At 59.4% G+C, this 20,717-nt stretch carries 21 protein-coding genes and 2 tRNA genes; 16 read left to right on the forward strand and 7 right to left on the reverse strand.

Annotated features, from left to right (window positions below; all coding sequences use genetic code 11):
- Positions 1-643: 643 nt before the first annotated feature.
- The 6 genes from rsmG to rpmH are packed head-to-tail and all read right to left on the reverse strand — an operon-like array spanning position 644 to position 4,112.
- Complete coding sequence (rsmG, locus tag H7E91_RS03805; RefSeq protein WP_182353786.1) at positions 644-1,270, reverse strand: 16S rRNA (guanine(527)-N(7))-methyltransferase RsmG; 627 nt, start codon at positions 1,268-1,270, stop codon at positions 644-646.
- Positions 1,271-1,275: 5 nt separating this feature from the next.
- A complete protein-coding gene (locus tag H7E91_RS03810; protein ID WP_182353787.1) occupies positions 1,276-1,848 on the reverse strand; it encodes a Jag family protein in 573 nt (190 codons plus the stop codon).
- 52 nt (positions 1,849-1,900) lie between these two features.
- On the reverse strand, positions 1,901-3,190 hold the full coding sequence (gene yidC / locus H7E91_RS03815; protein WP_182353788.1) for a membrane protein insertase YidC: 1,290 nt from the start codon (positions 3,188-3,190) through the stop codon (positions 1,901-1,903).
- Positions 3,191-3,193: 3 nt separating this feature from the next.
- A complete protein-coding gene (gene yidD, locus H7E91_RS03820; protein ID WP_182353789.1) occupies positions 3,194-3,604 on the reverse strand; it encodes a membrane protein insertion efficiency factor YidD in 411 nt (136 codons plus the stop codon).
- Complete coding sequence (gene rnpA, locus H7E91_RS03825) at positions 3,601-3,939, reverse strand: ribonuclease P protein component (protein WP_194309130.1); 339 nt, start codon at positions 3,937-3,939, stop codon at positions 3,601-3,603. Before rnpA ends, yidD begins: the two co-directional genes overlap by 4 nt.
- A gap of 35 nt (positions 3,940-3,974) precedes the next feature.
- Positions 3,975-4,112, reverse strand: coding sequence for a 50S ribosomal protein L34 (rpmH, locus tag H7E91_RS03830; RefSeq protein ID WP_182353927.1), 138 nt, complete (start codon positions 4,110-4,112; stop codon positions 3,975-3,977).
- Positions 4,113-4,490: 378 nt separating this feature from the next.
- Here rpmH and dnaA point away from each other — a divergent pair, with 378 nt between their 5' ends.
- From dnaA to H7E91_RS03895, 14 genes are all read left to right on the forward strand, one after another.
- Positions 4,491-6,020 (forward strand): chromosomal replication initiator protein DnaA, encoded by a 1,530-nt coding sequence (gene dnaA / locus H7E91_RS03835; protein WP_182353791.1) that lies wholly within the window; start codon positions 4,491-4,493, stop codon positions 6,018-6,020.
- A 365-nt stretch (positions 6,021-6,385) separates the two neighbouring features.
- Positions 6,386-7,525, forward strand: coding sequence for a DNA polymerase III subunit beta (gene dnaN, locus H7E91_RS03840; protein WP_182353792.1), 1,140 nt, complete (start codon positions 6,386-6,388; stop codon positions 7,523-7,525).
- 50 nt (positions 7,526-7,575) lie between these two features.
- A complete protein-coding gene (gene recF / locus H7E91_RS03845; protein WP_182353793.1) occupies positions 7,576-8,763 on the forward strand; it encodes a DNA replication/repair protein RecF in 1,188 nt (395 codons plus the stop codon).
- On the forward strand, positions 8,753-9,343 hold the full coding sequence (locus H7E91_RS03850; protein WP_338401721.1) for a DciA family protein: 591 nt from the start codon (positions 8,753-8,755) through the stop codon (positions 9,341-9,343). Before recF ends, H7E91_RS03850 begins: the two co-directional genes overlap by 11 nt.
- 159 nt (positions 9,344-9,502) lie before the next feature.
- Positions 9,503-11,557: a DNA topoisomerase (ATP-hydrolyzing) subunit B gene (gyrB, locus tag H7E91_RS03855; RefSeq protein ID WP_338401722.1), complete on the forward strand. Its 2,055-nt coding sequence runs from the start codon at positions 9,503-9,505 to the stop codon at positions 11,555-11,557.
- Between the two features lie 71 nt (positions 11,558-11,628).
- Entirely contained in the window at positions 11,629-14,181 is a 2,553-nt protein-coding gene (gyrA, locus tag H7E91_RS03860) for a DNA gyrase subunit A (RefSeq protein ID WP_194309137.1), read from the forward strand.
- A gap of 5 nt (positions 14,182-14,186) precedes the next feature.
- Positions 14,187-14,609 carry a DUF3566 domain-containing protein gene (locus H7E91_RS03865; protein ID WP_241698373.1) on the forward strand — a complete coding sequence of 141 codons (423 nt, stop codon included), beginning with the start codon at positions 14,187-14,189 and terminating at the stop codon, positions 14,607-14,609.
- Positions 14,610-14,806: 197 nt separating this feature from the next.
- Positions 14,807-14,880: transfer RNA gene (locus H7E91_RS03870), tRNA-Ile, on the forward strand.
- A gap of 20 nt (positions 14,881-14,900) precedes the next feature.
- Positions 14,901-15,026: a DLW-39 family protein gene (locus H7E91_RS11690; protein WP_241698374.1), complete on the forward strand. Its 126-nt coding sequence runs from the start codon at positions 14,901-14,903 to the stop codon at positions 15,024-15,026.
- Positions 15,026-15,098 (forward strand) — tRNA-Ala (locus tag H7E91_RS03875). Before H7E91_RS11690 ends, H7E91_RS03875 begins: the two co-directional genes overlap by 1 nt.
- 250 nt (positions 15,099-15,348) lie before the next feature.
- Positions 15,349-16,158: an ABC transporter ATP-binding protein gene (locus H7E91_RS03880; protein ID WP_182353795.1), complete on the forward strand. Its 810-nt coding sequence runs from the start codon at positions 15,349-15,351 to the stop codon at positions 16,156-16,158.
- Positions 16,155-16,802: an ABC transporter permease gene (locus H7E91_RS03885; RefSeq protein ID WP_182353796.1), complete on the forward strand. Its 648-nt coding sequence runs from the start codon at positions 16,155-16,157 to the stop codon at positions 16,800-16,802. Before H7E91_RS03880 ends, H7E91_RS03885 begins: the two co-directional genes overlap by 4 nt.
- Positions 16,799-17,485, forward strand: coding sequence for an ABC transporter permease (locus H7E91_RS03890; protein ID WP_182353797.1), 687 nt, complete (start codon positions 16,799-16,801; stop codon positions 17,483-17,485). The genes H7E91_RS03885 and H7E91_RS03890 overlap by 4 nt, the downstream gene beginning before the upstream one ends.
- Positions 17,482-18,372, forward strand: coding sequence for an ABC transporter substrate-binding protein (locus H7E91_RS03895; protein ID WP_182353798.1), 891 nt, complete (start codon positions 17,482-17,484; stop codon positions 18,370-18,372). The genes H7E91_RS03890 and H7E91_RS03895 overlap by 4 nt, the downstream gene beginning before the upstream one ends.
- 60 nt (positions 18,373-18,432) lie before the next feature.
- Here H7E91_RS03895 and H7E91_RS03900 read toward each other — a convergent pair whose 3' ends face one another.
- Positions 18,433-19,209 carry a hypothetical protein gene (locus tag H7E91_RS03900; RefSeq protein WP_182353799.1) on the reverse strand — a complete coding sequence of 259 codons (777 nt, stop codon included), beginning with the start codon at positions 19,207-19,209 and terminating at the stop codon, positions 18,433-18,435.
- A 149-nt stretch (positions 19,210-19,358) separates the two neighbouring features.
- Here H7E91_RS03900 and H7E91_RS03905 point away from each other — a divergent pair, with 149 nt between their 5' ends.
- Both H7E91_RS03905 and H7E91_RS03910 read left to right on the forward strand, forming a co-directional pair.
- Complete coding sequence (locus tag H7E91_RS03905) at positions 19,359-19,880, forward strand: peptidylprolyl isomerase (protein ID WP_182353800.1); 522 nt, start codon at positions 19,359-19,361, stop codon at positions 19,878-19,880.
- On the forward strand, positions 19,877-20,560 hold the full coding sequence (locus tag H7E91_RS03910) for a rhomboid family intramembrane serine protease (protein WP_182353801.1): 684 nt from the start codon (positions 19,877-19,879) through the stop codon (positions 20,558-20,560). Before H7E91_RS03905 ends, H7E91_RS03910 begins: the two co-directional genes overlap by 4 nt.
- Positions 20,561-20,717: the final 157 nt, after the last annotated feature.

The following is a 20,717-nucleotide window of genomic DNA, read 5'->3' on the forward strand; positions in this document are numbered from 1 at the left end:
ATAGGGTAACAGGATCGAGAAGATTGAGCCTGGAGGGGAGCCCACGGTTCGACCGATCTCGCTGATTGATGCCCCTGTCTTCCACATGTCCCACACTTGCTGCCGTCGATCCGACGGGAGTCCTGGTCTACCGATCTTTGCCACATCACACCTCTGAGTACATTTTCGATGGTGTTGCGTTGACCGGTTGAATCCACCCGTTCAAAGTCATGCAGGCGAAAAGAGTACGCGCCAGCACCCAGCGATGAGGACTGCGGAGTCCAAAGCAAACATGCTCACCAGCCGTACGCGGCTGAAAGTCGACAGGAAGAACGAGCCGACGAGAGCTCAAATTCGATATGGCAGAGGGCCTGGGTCGCAGGCGCAAATGCACAGGAACGCCATCTAGAGCTCTGAAAAGTGATCTACTGGATCGCAGGGGTGTTTCACGTGAAACGCCGACTGAGCCGAAAATGGGTTCACAAACAACCGAAGACAGATCGACCAAACACAGGGGATCCTTCGCTACTCGACGAGTGCAAAATCCACAGCTATACGACCGAGAAACAGTAATGCAAGAGCTACTGTCGGAGCCGGAAACAAACTTCTCGACCAAGATGAGTAGCGGGCATTCTAGTACAACTGTACTATATCAGGCACATAACTACTTCTTTTGTGCTACGACAACACGCGTGGCTTCGGAGGTTCCGGGAACGTCGACTACGTGCATATCCACCCATGCGACCTTGTTCTTTTTGAATGTCGGGCGTGCGTCGTCGATTTCGGCGTCCGCGCGTTCACCCTTAAGAGCGACCAGGAATCCACCGCTTTTCAGGACAGGAAAGGCCATGGGCACTAGCTTTTTAAGTGCCGCGACCGCGCGTGCGGTAACCACCTGCACCTGGAACTCACCGTGCAGGTCTTGAATCCGATTCCGATGAATGGTCACGTTAGACAGCTCTAGCGCTTCGGTGACTTCGTCCAGCCAGAAGACCCGACGCTCCATGGATTCAACGAGATGGACATGAACGTCAGGTCGGGTGGCTGCGAGCACGATCCCGGGCAACCCACTTCCCGACCCGATGTCGATTGTCACTGCACGACGAGGAATGAACTCGTTGATCGCCATTGAGTTGAGGATGTGACGGGACCAAAGCCTTGGGAGCTCCCGCGGTCCGATAAGCCCCCGCTCTTCGCCCTCGTCCCACAACATCTGCGCGTAAGCGTCGAGCTTCGTCCAGCTGTCCCCTAAAAGCTCTGGACCATTAGCTGGAGTGTCATCGTTTCGCATCGCGACTACTCGTTTTCTTCGAGGTCTTCGCTTTCGATATTCTTATCGTCGTCGTCAACGTCAATGTCATCATCGTCGGCTGCAATATCGATGACAACGTGACGCTCTGGCCCAACGCCCTCGGAGTCAGACGCGAGGCCGGCGGCCGCGACAGCATCATGCACGACTTTGCGTTCAAATGGGTTCATCGGCTCCAGATGCTTCGCTTCACCAGTCTCGAGAACCTCTTCAATCGCGTCCTTGGCAACGACGAGAACTCGTTCGCGATGATGTGCCCGATAGCCGTCAATGTCGAGCATGAGACGTGAGCGTTCGCCTGTCGCTGTCTGAACCGCGAGCCTCGTGAGCTCCTGAAGAGCGTCGAGAACCTCGCCATTCTTCCCAACGAGACGCTTGAGTCGTGGGTCGGGTCCATCGTCAGTGACGATAGCGAGACTCGCTCTGTCTGCTTCAACGGAGATTTCGATGTCTCCGTCGAGATCAGCGAGGTCGAGAAGCTCTTCCAGGTAGTCTGCGGCGATGTCACCCTCCGCGTCGAGGCGCTTGAACAAACCCTCGCGGTCGTTCGATTCAGGCATGATGTCCCTATCTGTGTCGGTGAAGCGGAGAGCGCTTCAAAGTCTGTTGTGTCTATTTGCCTTTGCGCTTGTCGCGCTGGTTGCGACGCTGCTCAGCCCGCCGAGCCGCCCTCACTGCAGCCCTTTCGGCTGGCGTGAGCCCTCCCTTGTCGACGTCCTCACGTAAGTCTTCGGCGGTATGTTCCACCGCTTCGTCGACGATGTCTTCTGGCGTCAGCTCATCCTGAGCTTTCGCAGCCTCCACCTTGCGTTGCTTCTTTGACTTCTTCTTAGAACGAGCGGCCGGGCTCGCTTCGCTCGTCGACGGAGGCACCTTTTCCGCCTCAGCAGCGGCTTTGGCCTCTTCGGCAGCGACCTTTTTCGCTTCTTCACGGTCCAGTCCGAGCTTCTTGGCTCGACCTTTGCCGACGGGCTGCTGGCGCTGGCCTTTAGGCTCTTCCACTGCGACGGCCGTATCGGTCACTTCTTCAGGCGGAAGACCCTTCTTAATCCGACGCTCACGGTCACGCTTCTGCTTCGCCCTGTATGCATCAGAGCCAGGCGCAGGAGCGTTCGTGATCATGTAGAGCTGCTGTCCGAACGACCACACGTTCGACACAACCCAGTAGATGAGAACGCCGACGGGGAAGGCGATGCCGGAAATAAGGAAAATGACGGGGAACAGCCAGATCATGATCTGCTGCGTCCGGTACATGGGGTTGTCGGAGCTCTTAGCCTCCTCCGGCATGTTCTTCGAGATCATCATGCGCTGGGAGATGAACATCGTCGTTGACATGATGATGACAAGAATCATCGCGACGATGCGGACGGTTAGTTCGTCGCCGCCGCCCAAAGTCGGCTGATTGAACGAAGCTGCGAGCGGCGCCCCAAACACCTGTGAGGATTCGATCTCCATCGCGGCCGCCCGATCGATCGGGCCAATGGCTCCACGACTTCCTTCAGCGATCGGAACGAGGTTGTTGAGCATTCGGAACAGGGCGAGGAAGATCGGGGTTTGAATAAGAAGCGGCATGCACGCAGCAAAGGGAGATGTGCCCGCGTCCTTGTAGATCGCCTGCATCTCCGCCTGCATTCGCTGCTGAGAGTACGTGTCCTTTTTGTTCTTGTACTTCTTCTGCAGCTTCTTCAGTTCCGGCTGTATGAGCTGCTGGGCGCGAGAGGAATTGATCTGCTTCTTGAACAGCGGAAGGATAAGAATCCTGACGACGACCGTGAGGCCGACGATCGACCACACCCACGCCGAGCCGGAGCCGTCGGCGAGGCCGATGGCAGTGAGGCCAGTGTGGATGATATCCATGATCCACGCGATGACCCACATGATGGGGGAGAGAATGGTATCCAAGGCTCAGTTTTTCCTTGTCTCGCTGTCATGCCGCTCTCGCGGCGCTTCTATATTGGTGTCCTGCTGTGCCGGGGGTGGCACGCTGTCCTCGCCTGAGTTGTTCTCTCCGGACGCGGCAGGACGTTTGGCTTCTTCTTCATCCCACAGATTGAGGAGCTCGCCATGGCCGAGCGGCTTGCCGGGCCAGGCCCCTTTCTCAGGGACATAGTCGGCTCCACCTTTGGACCACGGGTTACAACGGAGAATACGCCACGTGGCTACCAGTGTACCCTTGCTCGCACCGTGAACCTGAACCGCTTCCATCGCATACGAGGAACAGCTTGGGTAGTACCGACAGCGAGGGGCAAACCGGGGGGAAATGCTCCGCTGATAGAAGCTAATGACGGCCGAGATCCCGCGGGCGACAGGTGTCATCGCAGTCGCCTTTTCGCCTTGGCCAACGCACTGTCAAGATCTTCCGCAAGCTCATCCGACGGACGTCCCGCGGCGCCCGGGTACACCCGGATGACGAGAGCCGATCCCGGATCCAGGTTATTGAGCCGCTCGCGCATGAGATGCCGTAGCTGTCGGCGTACTCTATTGCGTTGGACAGCATTACCGACGGTTTTGGGTACGACGAAGCCGACCAGGGCAGAATCCCAGTCGGCTATGTCTGCTCTGTCCGGTGACCGGAGGTGAATCATGAGGCTCTGTGCTTTGCCTCGAACCCCTTCTCTGGTCGTGGCCCGAAAGTCTCCGGACGAACGCATGCGGTTATGCGCCGGAAGCACGAGCCCTCAGCAAATCAGGCAGAGAGCTTGGCGCGGCCCTTGCGACGGCGGCCCGAAAGGATTGAGCGGCCGGCGCGGGTGGACATGCGCTTGCGGAAGCCGTGCACCTTCGCGCGCTTGCGATTGTTGGGCTGGAAAGTCCGCTTCACCATGATGATCTCCACTCGGTAGTCGGCTATCGAGTCGATCGATAGTCACATAACCAGAAAAGCCTAGGCAATCGGGAGCGATGGGTCAATAACAGTGCAGGTGAGGTGAGGAGTCTCACCGCACCAGCAGGCACCTGAAAAATTGTCGCCGATCGAATTCACATAGGGTGAAAAACGTCCGTCCACAGCTGTGTAACCACACAGTTGTAGTTCCCCAGTTTACGTTCAGCTGGGGCCAAAAATCCACTCCTCGCTTTGTCCACAACTGTGGATAAGGCTGTGGAGAGAGGGACGTTAATCGCGCGGCGTTCCGGCGAATCTGGCCTACGATGAGGCGAGTGCCTGCGCCCAGCGGTCATCTTTCACAGAAGGAGTTCCTCAATGTCAGATCCTCGCGTTGCCCTTGATGCTTGGACCGCTGCCATTGAACTTCTTCGAGCTGAGGATGAACTTACGGATTCGCAGACGGCTTTCGTCCGCATGGCGCACCCTCTCGCGACTGTCGATGACATCTTCGTTGTCGCGGTGAGCTCGGACTTCATCAAGTCGTGGATTGAAGAAAATGCCGCTCCAGCGATGGAAGGAAAGCTCACTGACATCCTCGGCCGCGAGAAGCGCATTCTCATCTCGGTCGATTCCTCGCTGGGCGAGGCCCCGCTTCAGCAAACTGCACCTGAACCCATCCATTCGCGCGGCTTTTCCCCAGAGACCGTGAGCGGAGGGTCAACCGACTACGTAGAAACCGCCTTTCCCGCGGCCATGTCGTTCGACCCGCACGAGGATGCGCTGTCGGTGGCCTCTGCGGCGGATGCGGCTGCAGATATGCCCCGACGAGGCCCCGGAGCATCGGAGACAGCATTGCGGACCGCGGGTCTCAATCCGCGCTATACCTTCGATTCCTTCGTCATCGGGGAATCCAACCGGTTCGCTCATGGAACGTCGTTCGCTGTCGCTGAGGCGCCCGGACAGACATACAACCCGCTCTTCATCTATGGCGACTCTGGCATGGGCAAGACCCACCTCATGCACGCGATCGGTAATTACGCTCTCAACCTGTATCCGGAGCTCAAGGTCAAGTATGTCTCCGCAGAGGAATTCACGAACGATTTCGTTAATTCTCTCGACAAGAACACGAAGCACCGGTTCAAGGAGCGCTACCGCTCGATCGACATTTTGCTCATCGATGACATTCAGTTCTTCGGCGACAAGGAGGGCACAGTGGAGGAGTTCTTCCACACATTCAATGCCCTTTCCAATGCGAACAAGCAGATCGTCATCTCCTCCGATGTGGCCCCGCATCTGCTGCGCGACTTCGAGGACCGCATGATCTCGCGGTTTGCCTCCGGTCTGACAGCGAACATTCGGCCGCCCGACCTCGAGACCCGCATGGCAATCATCAACCGCAAAGCGGCGAGCGAAGGTCTCTCGGTGCCCCCGGAGGTGTCCGAGTACATTGCGACGAAGATCGTGACGAACGTTCGCGAGACCGAGGGCGCTCTCCGCCGTGTAACCGCCTACTGCGATCTGTCCAAACAGAAACTGACCGTCGCACTTGCGGAGACCGTTCTCAAAGACATCATCGCTGACCCCGATTCCCTCGAGATTACGGCTGGCCTCATCATGGCTCAGACAGCGAGCTACTTTCGTATCAGCATCGACGATCTTGGCTCCCCGGACCGCACGCGGATGATGGTGACCGCACGCCAGATTGCCATGTACCTATGCCGGGAACTAACGGACCTCTCACTACCGAAAATTGGTGACCTCTTCGGCGGCCGCGACCATACGACCGTCATGCACGCCTATCGGAAGATCTCAAACCAGATGGCGCAGAAAGAACAGGTCTTCAGTGATGTGTCGGCGCTAACAGCTCAGATCAAACAGGCCGCCACAAAGAATGCTCGCGGCTAAGACCTCAGCTCTTGTCCACAGATTCTGTGGACAATTTTGGAAAACCAAGCGAAATCTGTGGATAAGTCACGGCAACTGTGGATCTTCACAAAGCTCGAATGGCTCAATCCACAGCTTCCCCGTTTTATCCACCGGACTGTCCAGAAAGTTCCCACAGGAGGAACGTGGCAACCGCAAGCGTAAAGTGGGTTTTCAACATGTTCCACAGGGCCTACTACTACTGCTGAATTTACATATTGATTGAAAATCTGAGCCAACAGACGGCTCAAGAGGCTCACGTCGCAGAATCGCCCACTCACCATCCACGCCTCTGAGAAGTCGCGTAAGGTAATGCTCGTTACCGGTCTTACAGGAAGGACTCTAGGGTGGAGCTGAGGGTCGAACGCGACGTGCTTGCGGATGCTGTCACTTGGGCGGCTAAGACAATTCCAAGTCGTCCAGCCATACCCGTCCTCGCGGGTATCAAGCTTGTCGCTGACAGTGCGGGCACGCTGCAAGTCTCGGCTTACGACCCGGAGACGACTGCTCTGGTCGAGACCGAGGCGAGCGTCGACAGCTCGGGAGAATGCCTGGTGAATGGGCGCATTCTCGCCGAAATTTGTCGTAGTCTGCCGGCTCGACCAGTTGATCTCAAACTCGACGGAACGAAGCTGGATGTCGTGTGTGGCAACGCTCGCTTCTCGCTCCACTCAATGGCACTCGACGAGTACCCGTCGCTCCCATCGACCGATGATGTCATCGGCACTGTCGATGGAGCGGAGTGGTTGGAAGCTGTCACGCAGGTCTCATCCGCTGCCTCTCACGACGAGACGTTGCCATTGCTCGTATCGGTCTGCATTGAAATCGACGGCGAGACCATGACGCTCATGGCGACGGACCGCTACCGTCTCGCAGTACGCGAACTCCCGTGGTCACCGTCGAAGACTGACGTATCGGATCGAATTCTCGTGAAAGCGTCGCGGCTCCTTGAGATCGCGAAGTCTTACGGCTCTGCAGGTCCAATCACTTTTGCTCTTGATGAGGCTGGGGTAGCGAAGATGATCGGCTTTGACGCGGTCGGCCGGCACAGCACGTCCCGACTCATCGACGGCGACTACCCACAGGTCCGTTCACTCTTCCCGAAAGATATCAACGGCTATGCGGTCGTCTCGCGCGCTGACCTCCTCGACGCCATCAAGCGCTCCCGCATCGTCGTCGAGCGCAATTCCGCCGTTCGTCTGACGTTCACAGAAGGCCAGGTGACGGTTGAAGCCGGGCAGGGCGGGGATTCAGCACAGGCCAAGGAAATTCTCCAAGCCAGCCTCAATGGTGAAGACATCACCATGGCATTCAACCCCTCCTACCTCCTCGACGCACTGACGGTGACGAACGCTCCGTACGTACGGCTCTCTTTCACCCATGCGACGAAGCCTGCTGTTGTGTCGCCGCAGGAAGAGCTCGGCGGTGACGACTCTCTCGACTTCCGCGTGTTGCTTATGCCGATTCGCGCATTCGGCGTGAACTGACCTGCGTGCACGAAAGGGTGGAGGGCTGAACAGAGGAGGTTGAGGATAGCGTGTGGATTTCAAATCTGGCGCTCAACGACTTCCGCTCCTACCCGAGTGCGGTGCTCGAATTCGAACCGGGAGTCACTGTCTTCGTCGGAGAGAATGGCCAGGGCAAGACGAACATTGTTGAGGCAATCGCGTACCTGGCAACGTTTTCATCTCACCGCGTCGCAGCCGATGCTGCGCTCGTGCGGCAGGGTGGCCCCGCTGCGGTCATTCGCGCCAAGGCGCATGACGGCGAGAGGGAGACCCTGCTCGAGATCGAGATCATCGCCGGTAGAGCGAACCGGGCCCGGCTGAACCGAGGAACGGTGAAACCACGAGAACTGCTCGGTATTCTTCGGGCCGTTGTCTTTGCGCCAGAGGACTTGCAACTCGTCTCGGGAGATCCCGGGGTGCGGCGACGCTTCCTTGACGATGCTGCCATCCAGCAGCGACCCCGTATGGCGGGGTTGCGGGCCGAATACGACAAGGTTCTTCGCCAGCGAACGGCCCTGCTCAAGTCGTCAGCCGCGGCACGCCGCAGGGGGCACGAGATAGACAAGATCAGTTTCGCGGTGTGGGATGAGAGACTTGCAGAGCTCGGCGCTCAGATCATTGCCCATCGGGCCGAGCTTGTTCGTGATCTTCGGCCGCACGTGAGAGCGATGTACGAGAAAATCGCCCCGGGCCGTGGCGTGCCTCATCTTGCCTATGAGGCGAACGTTGATGAGGCCTCGAAAGCCCTCCTCGCTCCGCACGACGTCGATCGGGGTGAGGGCGACCTGGAACGGGAGGAGAGCCTGCGTGATATTGCAGCCGTGAGGGATCGGCTGCAGGTGTCGATTGCGGCGCTTAAGGATCGTGAAATTGACCGTGGAGTCAACCTCGTTGGCCCTCATCGAGATGATCTCGTCCTCGGGCTTGGCACGCTGCCAGCTAAGGGCTTCGCATCCCACGGCGAGACGTGGTCGTATGCCCTTTCCCTCCGGCTGGCGGAGTGGGCTCTCCTGCGTGAGAGCGACGACTCGGATCCCATTCTCATCCTCGACGATGTCTTTGCCGAACTGGATGTGCGGCGCAGGTCCGCCCTTGCGGAGTTCGTCGTGGGTACGGAACAGGTCTTCATCACCTCAGCGGTCGGAGATGCCATTCCGCCGCAGCTTGACGGTAGCCGATTTCGTGTCCATGAAGGGGTGGTGAGCCGTGATCGTTGAGGAGGCTCGCACTCGTGCACGAGAGGCGACCGGCGATGACGTGTGTCTTGCCGCGCTGGAGCGGGCGAGAGACATGCAGGGGAGACACGGCTATCGCCGGATCGGCAAACCGAAGCCATTCGTTGGCAAGGGTGCTCGCCAGGCTGATCCGGGAGTAAGTCTGGAGATACAGACCCCGGGCCCGGGCTGGGGCGACGTTGGCTCCGGGCCCCGACCATCATGGCGCGACCCGCGCCCCATCGGCGAGACACTCGGTAGCTTGACTGTGGGGGCGGGATGGTCCAGGCAACTCGCGGTTGCGAAGCTTCGCAACTCATGGGAAGAGATCGTTGGGCCAACAGTGGCGAAGCACGCGGTCCTCGAGGATTTTGAGGATGGGGTGCTCACGATTGTGGCGTCCTCCCACTCATGGGCGGTCAACCTAAGGTCGCTCTTGCCACAGGTCGACAAGGCAATTGTCGATGCGATCGGGGAGGGAATCGTCGAGTCCATCACCGTGCGTCATGTGCAACAGGTCTCTTGGAAACATGGTCGACTCTCTGTCCCCGGACGGGGTCCTCGCGACACCTATGACCAGTGATCTTCTGAATAGGCCATTTCGAAAAATAGCGATAGAATGAGACGGGCTCTGATTACGGGCTGACCTACTGGTATCGGGTCCCGGGCCGTGAGAAACGATTCTAAGGACGTTTTCGACGACATCGGACCGCATTGATCTTAACTGAGGAGAATCCTGCACGTGGATGACGAACGCTCGCCCGAGACCCGCCGGCCCGGCACTGTCGATGAGAATCAGGCTTACGATGCTGCCGACATCACGGTTCTTGAAGGCCTCGAAGCGGTCCGAAAAAGACCCGGTATGTACATCGGCTCGACAGGAGAGCGTGGCCTCCACCATCTCGTGTACGAGGTCGTCGACAACTCTGTTGACGAGGCTCTCGCCGGCTACTGCGACCACATCGAAGTGACTCTTCTCGAAGACGGCGGCGTTCAGGTTGTTGACAACGGCCGTGGTATTCCCGTCGCAATGCATCCGACAGAAGGAAAGCCTGCTGTCGAAGTTGTCATGACGGTGCTGCACGCTGGCGGTAAGTTCGGTAACGGTGGCTACGCCGTGTCGGGTGGTCTTCACGGAGTCGGCGTCTCGGTTGTCAACGCGCTGTCCACCCGCATGGAGACGGAGATTAAGCGTGACGGTTCGTACTGGTCGATTAGCTACGAGAGCGGCGCTACGGTCGAGCCGTTGTCGCAGGGCATCCCAACCGACGAGACCGGCACGACTCAGACGTTCTGGCCGAACTCCAACATCTTTGAGACGGTCGACTTCGACTTCGAGACCCTGCGCAAGCGCTTCCACCAGATGGCGTTCCTCAACAAGGGTCTGAGGATTACCCTCATGGATCACCGTCCCGAGGCGGTGCCGGAGGGCGATGAGGTCACCGGCGACAACGAGGGAACGTCCAACGACCCGATCATGGGTCACCGCGAGGTCTCTTACCGGTACGAGGGCGGTCTTCTCGACTACGTCAAGTTCCTCAACGGGATGAAGAAGGTTGAGCTCGTCCATCCCGACCCGATCTATTTCGAATCTGAGGATACGGAAAAGCAGATCTCGCTCGAGATCGCGATGCAGTGGACCGGAGCCTATTCAGAGGCCATCCACACCTTCGCAAACACGATCAACACGACAGAGGGCGGCACTCACGAGGAGGGCTTCCGATCGGCTCTGACAACGATCATCAACAAGTATGCGCGTGAGAAGAGCTTGCTCAAAGACAAAGACCCGAACCTCTCGGGTGAAGATGTCCGCGAGGGTCTGACAGCCGTGATCTCCGTCAAACTTGGTGAGCCGCAGTTCGAAGGTCAGACGAAGACGAAGCTTGGCAACACGGAAGCTCGTACGTTCGTTCAGCAGCAGACGTACCAGCAGCTAGCAGACTGGTTTGATTCCCACCCGAGCGAAGCCAGAGACATCATCCGCAAGGCCACCCAGGCCTACCAGGCGAGGCTGGCAGCAAGGAAGGCGAGGGAGGCGACGCGGCGCAAGTCCGTACTCGAGTCAGCATCGATGCCGGGCAAGCTCAAGGACTGCACTTCTCGCAATCCCGAAGAGTGCGAGATCTACATTGTCGAGGGTGACTCGGCAGGCGGGTCGGCGGTCAACGGTCGCGACCCCAAGCACCAGGCGATCCTTCCGATCAGGGGTAAAATCCTCAACGTTGAGAAGGCACGGCTCGATCGGGCACTCTCATCCGATACGATCCAGTCCCTCGTCACGGCCTTCGGTACCGGTGTCGGTGAAGAGTTCGACCTCAGCCGGTTGCGGTACCACAAGATCATCTTTATGGCCGACGCTGATGTCGACGGTCAGCACATCGCGACGCTCTTACTCACGCTCGTCTACCGCTACATGCGCCCACTCATCGAGGAGGGGCACGTCTATTTGGCGATGCCGCCGCTATACAGGATCAAGTGGACGAACGCCCCGCACGACTACGTCTTCTCCGACAAGGAAAAGGATGAGGCTCTTGAGGCTGGCCGGGCGGCGGGAAAGCGGCTCCCGAAGGACAAGACGGTCGGCGCCGTCCAACGGTACAAGGGCCTGGGCGAGATGAATGACAGCGAACTGTGGGACACAACGATGAACCCAGAGACACGCACCCTCAAACAGGTGGAGATCGGCGAAGCAGCCGCGACGGATGAGACGTTCTCAATCCTCATGGGCGAGGATGTCGAATCCCGCAGGAGCTTCATCCAGCGCAACGCGCACGACGTGCGCTTCCTCGATATTTAAGGGCAGCAGTGAGCGAAGAAAACGAAGTCTACAACCACGGCGCAATCGTCGAGGTCGATCTCCAACGGGAGATGGAGAAGTCATACCTGGACTACTCGATGTCCGTCATCGTGGGCCGAGCACTGCCTGACGTTCGAGACGGGATGAAGCCGGTCCACCGGCGCGTCATCTACGCGATGTGGGATGGCGGCTACCGGCCCACATCGTCGTTCTCGAAGTCGGCAAAGATTGTCGGCGACGTCATGGGCCACTACCATCCGCACGGCGACTCGGCGATCTACGACACGATGGTTCGTCTCGTTCAACCGTGGTCGATGAGGTACCCGCTCGTCGCGGGCCAGGGCAACTTCGGTACGGCGGGTGACCTCGGAGCGGCAGCTCCGCGGTACACGGAGGCGCGGTTGGCGCCGCTCGCAGTCGAGATGGTCCGAGACATCGAGCAGGAGACGGTCGACTTCGAGCCGAACTACGACGGTTCGCTCATGGAGCCAACGGTCCTCACCGCTCGGTTCCCGAACCTGCTCGTCAACGGCTCCGAGGGCATCGCTGTCGGCATGGCGACACGTATTCCGCCCCACAACCTCCGCGAGGTTGCCGCGGGTGCACAGTGGTTCCTTGAGAATCCGGATGTGTCGAAGGAGGAGCTACTCGCCCAGCTCATGCTCCGCGTTAAGGGTCCAGATTTCCCGAGCGGTGCAACAATCCTCGGTAAGAAGGGCATCGAAGACACGTACCGGACCGGCCGCGGCTCGATCCCCCAGCGGGCGGTCGTCGAGGTCGATGAGATCAATGGCCGCCAGTGCCTCGTCGTCACCGATCTGCCCTATCAGGTCAATCCTGACCGACTGCTCGAGAAGATGGTCGAGGGGATCAAAGAGGGGCGGCTACCCGGCATTGCCGACATCCGCGATGAGACGTCGGGTCGAGCTGGCCAGCGCATTGTCATTGTCCTTAAGAGGGATGCAGTAGCAAAAGTCGTTCTCAACAACCTGTACAAGCACACGCAGCTACAGAACAACTTCCCGGCCAACATGCTGGCCCTTGTCGACGGTGTCCCGCGCACTCTGTCACTCGACGGCTTCATCCGGCATTGGGTGAACCACCAGACCGAGGTCATCCAGCGACGAACGATCTTCCGCTTGCGCAAGGCGAAAGAGCTTCTCCATATTCTTACCGCCTACCTCAAAGCGCTCGACAATCTCGACGAGGTCATCGCCCTCATTCGGCGCTCGCCCACGGCCGATGTGGCGCGCGAGGGTCTCATCGAGCTACTGGATATCGATGCTGAGCAGGCGAACGCGATTCTCTCTCTCCAGCTTCGCCGGCTTGCAGCGCTCGAACGCCAGAAGATCCTCGACGACTACGCGAAGGCGGAGGCCGAGGTGCTCGACTACGAGGACATCCTTGCCCGCCCCGAGCGGCAGCGATCGATCGTGTCTGGAGAGCTCGCGGAGATTGTCGACAAATATGGCGATGAGCGGCGAACGAAGATCCTTCCGTTTGATGGTGAGATGTCGGTCGAGGACCTCATCCCGGAAGAGGATGTCGTCGTCACTGTCACCCGCGGCGGATTCACGAAGCGCACGAAGGTGTCTGAGTATCGCGCGCAACATCGTGGTGGCAAGGGCGTCCGCGGCGCCTCGCTTCGCGGCGATGACGTCATCGACCGCTTCGGTGTCGCCTCAACCCATGATTGGCATCTGTTCTTCACGAACCTCGGCCGTGTCTATCGGATCAAGGGGTACGAGATTCCGGAAGGCGGCCGTGACTCGAAGGGCCAGCATGTTGCTAATCTCCTGGCGTTCCAGCCAGGCGAGCACATCGTCACCGCTCTCAACATTTCGTCCTACACGGATGCGGAGTACCTCGTCCTCGCCACTCAGGACGGACTCGTGAAAAAGACGAAGCTTGCCGAGTTCGACTCGCCGCGCGCGGGCGGTCTCATCGCTATCAAGTTGCGTGATCACGTCGATGGTTCGACCGACCAGGTCGTTGCGGCACGTCTCGTTGACGACACCGATGAAGTGCTTCTTGTGTCGAAGAAGGGTCAGTCCATTCGCTTCAGCGCGGACGACGAGAGCCTCCGTCCGATGGGTCGAGCGACCTCCGGCGTGCGTGGCATGAGGTTCAGGGATGACGATTCCCTGCTGTCGATGGATGTCGTCCGCGATGACTGTGAAGTGTTTGTCGTCACCGAGGGCGGGTTTGCGAAGCGGACGTGCGTGTCCGAGTACCGCAGCCAGGGTCGCGGTGGTTTTGGCATCAAGGTCGCGAACCTCGTTGAAGAGCGCGGTGACCTCGTCGGCGCTCTCATCACGCAGCCAACGGATGAAGTGCTTGTCATTATGAACTCCGGCAAGATCGTCCGCTCCGCTGTGTCAGAGGTGTCGTTGACGGGCCGCAATACGCAAGGCGTTATGTTTGCCAGGCCGGACGCGACCGACAAGATCGTCGCCATCGCACGAAATGTCGAGAGCGTCGATCGGCTACCTGGTGACAGTGCGGAATCAGCTCCGTCAGCATCCGATGCGGCGCCGGATCCGCAGATTCGGCCCGAACAGGACGTCGAGCCGGAAGATGGTGCGGTACCGTCTGACGTAGACCAAGCCGACGACGAGGACTGAGAGTGATGAGCATCGACGTAACGAAGAAGCCCGAGGGACGCGAAGCCGACCCGGACCGGACCCGCCCCGGCATCCGCCGCGCTCACATGACGATCTCGAGGATCGACCCATGGTCGGCCCTCAAGGTTTCTTTCCTCCTCGCGGTGGGGCTCGGCATCATGATCGTGGTTTCCGCGATCGTCCTGTGGATGGTCTTCGACGCGATGAATGTCTTCGCCTCGGTTCGTGATCTTCTTGAGACACTCGGTTCGGAACCGCTGCTCGAGCTCATGCAGTACCTGGAGTTCGGACGGGTCGTCTCTTTCTCCATCATCGTGGCTGTCATCGACATCGTTCTTTTCACGTTCCTTGGCGGAATTATGGCGATCCTTTACAACGTCATCGCCATGCTCGTCGGCGGCACTCACATCACCATCACCGATGAGTGAGTGCTCATCACCGCTCTCCGAGGAAAGTTGTTCTGCGAGAAGAATCACGGTATGATAACGGAAGAGCCGTGGCCGTCAGTTGAATTTATCCTGGCGGCCACGATGCATGTAAGTGTCGGGAGGCTCACGGCCTGGCGGTTTTGTTGCTAAGCGGGGCTTGAGTTAACCTTATTTGGCACGCTCCCGGAGCGTACAGAGGGCCTATAGCTCAGTCGGTTAGAGCGCTTCCCTGATAAGGAAGAGGTCGCTGGTTCGAGTCCAGCTAGGCCCACACCCAACTGATTGGTAGATATGAAGAAGTTCATCATCGTCCTCCTCGCAAGTGGTCTCGGCTACGTGGCATGGCTGAAGATTGCGGCGGACCGTGCCAATCAGGCAATATGGGAACAGGTCGCGGATCCAGTTCCGACGATCTAGGGGCTATGGCGCAATTGGTAGCGCATCTGCTTTGCAAGCAGAGGGTTCGGGGTTCGAGTCCCCGTGGCTCCACAATGGGCGCGGCACTTCGGTGCCGCGCTTCGTCGTATTCGCGTTCCCTTGCCCAGCAGCGTGTTGGCCGGCAATTGTGGCCGCATATTCGAGGCGCGCAAGAGATTGTTTTGTCGGCACCGTGGGGCGTGTGGAGGCGTTGGCGCGGGTCCTCATCGCAACTGCGACCCGGCGTCCACGTGACGGACGTTATAGTCGGAGTCTAGTTTGCCGCTAAAGTTGGTATTACCGAACCTAGTGAGGTCCGCGCATGATCGAGTTCCGTAACGTGGGGAAGACGTACCCCGATGGCACTGTTGCCGTCGACAGTTTTACCTACACGGTCGGAGATGGCCGCGTTGTCGCCCTCGTGGGGTCGTCTGGCTCCGGTAAAACGACTCTCCTTCGTATGGTCAACCGCATGGTTGAGCCCACGAAGGGCCAGGTGCTTGTTGATGGTGAGGACGTTGCAACGGTCGGCCGGGTCGCGCTGCGGCGGTCCATTGGCTACGTGCTCCAAGCTGGGGGTCTCCTGCCGCACCGTACGGTCATCGACAACGTCGCGACCGTGCCGGTTCTTCAAGGCGTGAACAAAAAAGAGGCCCGGGCGGCGGCAGCTGAGCTCCTCGAGCGCGTGGGTCTGAGTGTCGCAATGGGACGGCGCTATCCAGCCCAGCTGTCAGGTGGTCAGCAGCAGCGGGTCGGAGTCGCCCGCGCGCTCGCTGGTGATCCGAAGCTCCTTCTCATGGACGAGCCATTCGGCGCCGTCGATCCGATTGTGCGCCGCGACCTTCAGGACGAGCTAAGGCGGCTTCAGCGCGAGATCGGCAAAACAATCGTCCTCGTTACCCATGACATCGACGAAGCATTTAACGTCGCTCACGAGGTGGTTCTCCTGCGGCAGGGCGGCGTCATCGCCCAGTCAGGAACGCCCCAAGAGATCTTTGCGAAGCCGAAGGACGACTACGTCCGGGACTTTATCGGTGCCGACCGAGCTGACCGGAAATTCTCGGTCCATGAGGTTAATGGCAGCAGGATCATCGTCGATGGAGATGGTCGACCGGCGGGGCTGTTGCAATGACATGGCTGTCACACTCGTGGGGACGAATTGGCGAGCTCCTGCTCACCCACCTATCGATTGCCATCCCGCCAATTTTCTTCTCCATTCTCATCGCCGTGCCGATCGGCCGTTTGGCGTTCCGTCACCCGCGAATAGGCGGGCCGCTTCTCTCAGCGGCGACGCTCCTGTACGCGATCCCAGCTTTGCCTCTCCTCATCGTCATCCCTGTCATCTTCGGCACGAGCCTTCGGTCACCCTCGACTATCATCATCGCGCTCACCGCATACGGGGTCGCCCTGCTCGTGCGTAGCGCTGCAGATGGCTTTGCATCGGTGGAGCCGACTGTTCGGGAATCAGCAACGGCAGTGGGGTACTCGACGAGGCAAATGCTGTGGATGGTTGACTTGCCGCTCGCTACCCCCGTTATCGTCTCCGGTATTCGAGTTGTCACAGTCAGCACCATGGGCTTGACGACGATCGGAGCGCTCGTTGGCATCTCGAGCCTCGGAAGCCTCTTTACGGATGGGTTTCAGCGTGCCATTCCCGCTTCTGTCGTCACCGGTATCGTCCTGACCGTGGCAGTCGCCCTCGTCCTCGATGGTCTCGTTCAATTTGTTGGGCAACGAATCACCCCGTGGACTAAAGTCATGGCGGCGAAGGCATGATCGTCGAGGACACGTTCGCGTGGCTGGCCGACGCCAGCCGCTGGTCGGGACCGGGGAGCATCCCCCAACGCCTCGTCGAACACATCGGTATCACGTTCCTCGTCGTTCTCATTGCCGCCCTCATCGCCATCCCCATCGGCATCCTTGTCGGCCACGCACGGAAAGGCAGGGCCGTCGTTGTTAGTACCGCCGGCGCACTCCGCGCTATCCCGTCTCTTGGCCTGCTGACGCTTGCTGGCCTCTATCTGGGGATCGGGCTCAAGGCGCCGATTATTGCCCTCATCGTCCTTGCCATTCCGTCCCTTCTCGCTGGGGCTTATGCCGGGGTCGAGTCCGTCGAGCAGGGGACGGTCGATGCGGCACGGGCGATCGGGATGAGTGAACGCCAAATCATCACGCGGGTCGAGCTCCCGCTCGCATCCCCCGTGATCATCGGCGGGATTAGGGCAGCGACGCTCCAGGTCGTCGCGACCGCGACACTGGCCGCTTATGTCTCCGACTACGGGCTGGGAAGATACGTCTTCGCCGGCCTGAAAGGAGGCGACTATTCGCCAATGCTTGGGGGCGCTATTCTCGTCTCCATCCTCGCCATCCTCCTAGAAGTGATCCTCGCAGGTGTGCATTATGCCTCCCGCAGGCTCTCTGATCCGGCAAGTACAGCAACCGCAAAGGGAATATTATGAGACGCATCATCGCCATGGCAGCAGCACTAGGGCTTGGCCTCGCCGCCTGTTCGGACGACGACCCTCTGGACTCCGGGGAGGAGCAGCAGTCCGCTGCCATTGTCATTGGCTCCCAGGATTATTACTCGAACGAAATCATCGCCGAAATCTACGCCCAGGCTCTCGAGGCCGAAGGCTTTGACGTGGAGCGTGACTTCCGAATTGGCCAGCGGGAGGCCTATATCCCCGACATCGAATCTGGTGCCATCGATCTGTTCCCCGAGTATTCAGGACCGCTCTTGCGTCACTGGGAGGGGGAAACCGATGTTCGGCAGGCCGACGAGGTGCATGACGCACTGAAGAGCGCCGCGCCCGATGGCATCCGCATTCTCGACTACTCTGCCGCAACCGATCAGGACGCGTACTTCGTGACCTCCGAGTTCGCAGAGGAATGGGATCTTGAGTCGCTGGCCGACCTCGCAAACGTTGACGAGCAGGTCATCATCGGCGGCAACTCTGAGCTTGAGACGAGGCCAAACGGGCCCCAGGGACTCAAGGAGTTCTACGGCATCGACGTCGGTTTTACTCCGATTGAAGATGGTGGGGGTCAGCTGACCGTCAACGCGCTGGAAGCAGGCGACATTCAGATGGCGCTGATCTACACGGCAGACCCGAAGATCGCCGATCTCGACATCGTCATGCTTGAGGACACGGAGAACATGTTCCTCGCCTCCCATGTCGTCCCGATCGCGTCAGAGAATGTCGATGAACGAGCGGAGGAGATCATCAACAAGATCAGCGCTGCTATGGATACGGATGCTCTCGTTGCGCTCAACGCCCGGTCCGTCAACGAGCAGTTGCCCGCCTCGACGATCGCGGCCGACTGGCTAGCAGAGCAGGACTTCTAAGACCTAGCGAAGAGTGCAAAAGAGGAGACCCGAACAATCGGGTCTCCTCTTTTGTTCTGCTTATCGGTTGTCCGGCTTGCCGAGATCCGACTCGCGATCGGCGTCAGATAGTCCTGCCTGAGCCGCGGCCTCTGCCTCGCTCAGTGGGGGAGTATCAACGTTCTCGCCCTGAACTGGATCGTTAACGGCGGCCTGTGCCTCGGCCACCGGGTCAACTGGAGCTGGCGGCGTCTGAGGCGCGGCCGCACGAGTTGCGGCATCTTCAGCGGCGATGTCCTCCCAGTAGGCCTCCGCCCACGGGTCCTCGACAGGCTGGCTCCGCTTCCACACGACGTAGCCGATTCCGGCCGCGGAGGCGGCGACGATGACCCAGCCGAAGCGCATGCGGCGCTTCTTCTTTGGTTCGGGAGTGGTCGTCAGTGCCTTCGTCGAGGCTGCTGAGATCGCCTGTGCCCGACTCATGAGATCGCCGTCTTTAGCGGCCTCCTCGCGGGCCGCTTCAGCTGCTGCTCGTAGTCGGGGAAGGTATTCGTGCTCCCACATGTCACCCGCGTGATGGGTAGCGTCCTGCGCCTTGCGGGAGGCGGTCTCAATCTTCGGTGCAGCCCATTTCGCGCCGCGGTCTGCGTAACGCTTAGCCTGCTTGCTCGCCCGCGTTGCGTACACGTTTGCTTCGCTACCGGCCTTCTCAGCGACATGCTTCGCGTGCTCGCCGAGGCTTCCCGCACGAGTGCCGAGCAACTCAGCCCACTCGCTCGCCTGGCGGCTGATCACTTCTCCCAATTCCCCAGTCTGGGATTTCGCCAGCTCTGGAGCGCTCTTCTTCTTGCCGAACATTCGACACCTCCATGTGGATGGTACTAACTCAATGAAGTCTATCTCTCATCAAACACCTCTGCTGGCCTTGCGGAAAGTTGGGTGGCAAATACGCCGCTGGCGCAAGGAGATGTTGGGCGCGGGGCCTGTTCAATGGGAAGATAGTCGACATGAAAGCAACACTGCATACGAATCACGGCGACATCGTCGTCGAACTGTTCCCGAACCACGCCCCCGCGACAGTCGCCAACTTCACCGAGCTCGCCACGGGTGAGCGCGAATGGCAGGACCCGAAGACAGGCGAGCGCACCTCGACACCGCTATACAACGGAGTCGTCTTCCATCGCATCATCCCGGGTTTTATGATCCAGGGCGGTGACCCGCTCGGCACAGGTACCGGTGGACCTGGCTACAACTTCGACGACGAGATCCACCCGGAGCTCACCTTCACCGAGCCCTACATGCTGGCGATGGCGAACGCTGGAAAGATTGGTGGTCGGGGCACGAACGGCTCCCAGTTCTTCATTACGGTCGCGCCGACGACATGGCTCCAGGGCAACCACACGATCTTCGGCCGCGTTGAAGATGCGGAGTCGCGCGAGGTTGTCGACGCTATCGCAGCCGTCCCGACCAACGCTCAGGACCGCCCCCTGGAAGACGTCGTCATCGATTCCATTTCTGTCTCTTCATGACCGATCATCCGGATCCGGTGCCGGCTGACCGCACGCCGGATCCGGATCGACGCCCCCGCCACAGGCGGCCCCTTCCTCTCGTCACGTTGACGCTTATCGCGATCTGCGTGGCGCTGTACGGAGCGGGCCGCCTGTGGTCGGAGATCGACTCCACTCTCGTTTTCGCGCCGTGGCTGGGCGAGTCCCAGCCGTACCGCTTCATTGGCTCCGCTTTCATTCACGCGGACTTCTGGCATCTCATTTTCAACATGTACGCCCTGTGGCTCGTTGGCCAGGCAATCGAGCCGGTCCTCGGTCGGTGGCGTTTCAGCGCTCTCTACCTGCTCTCGGCGATCGCCGGTAACGTTGCGGTTCTCGCGCTGGCCGACCCCACGGGGATGAGCTACTACACCTTCGTCGTTGGGGCCTCCGGCGCCGTTTTCGGGCTTTTTGGAGCCCTCTTTGTTATCGCCCGTGGGCTCTCCCGAAACACGACACCGCTACTCATTTTGCTCGCCATCAACCTCGTCTTCGGGTTCATCGTCGAGGGCATCTCCTGGCAGTCCCACATCGGCGGTCTTCTTATCGGTATGCTGCTTGCCTTCTTCTACACGAAGTCCCAGAACACGTGGACAAATATCGCAGCTGGAGGGGCAGTCGCGGTCATGCTTGCCTTGACGACGTACTTCATTTACGCCTGATAGGACCTACCTCCCACGTCCACCCAATAGGGCGGATTATTTTTTTCCTCAGCGAGAACACGTTTTCTCACAGTCGTCTCTTGTTATCCACAGAGTTGTGCACAGCTGGGGATAGTTTCCTTCCGACACTACATCGGAAACCCTGCAATGACGGGGA

Origin of the sequence: Flaviflexus huanghaiensis (assembly GCF_014118685.1) — a bacterium.
Lineage (GTDB): Bacteria > Actinomycetota > Actinomycetes > Actinomycetales > Actinomycetaceae > Flaviflexus > Flaviflexus huanghaiensis.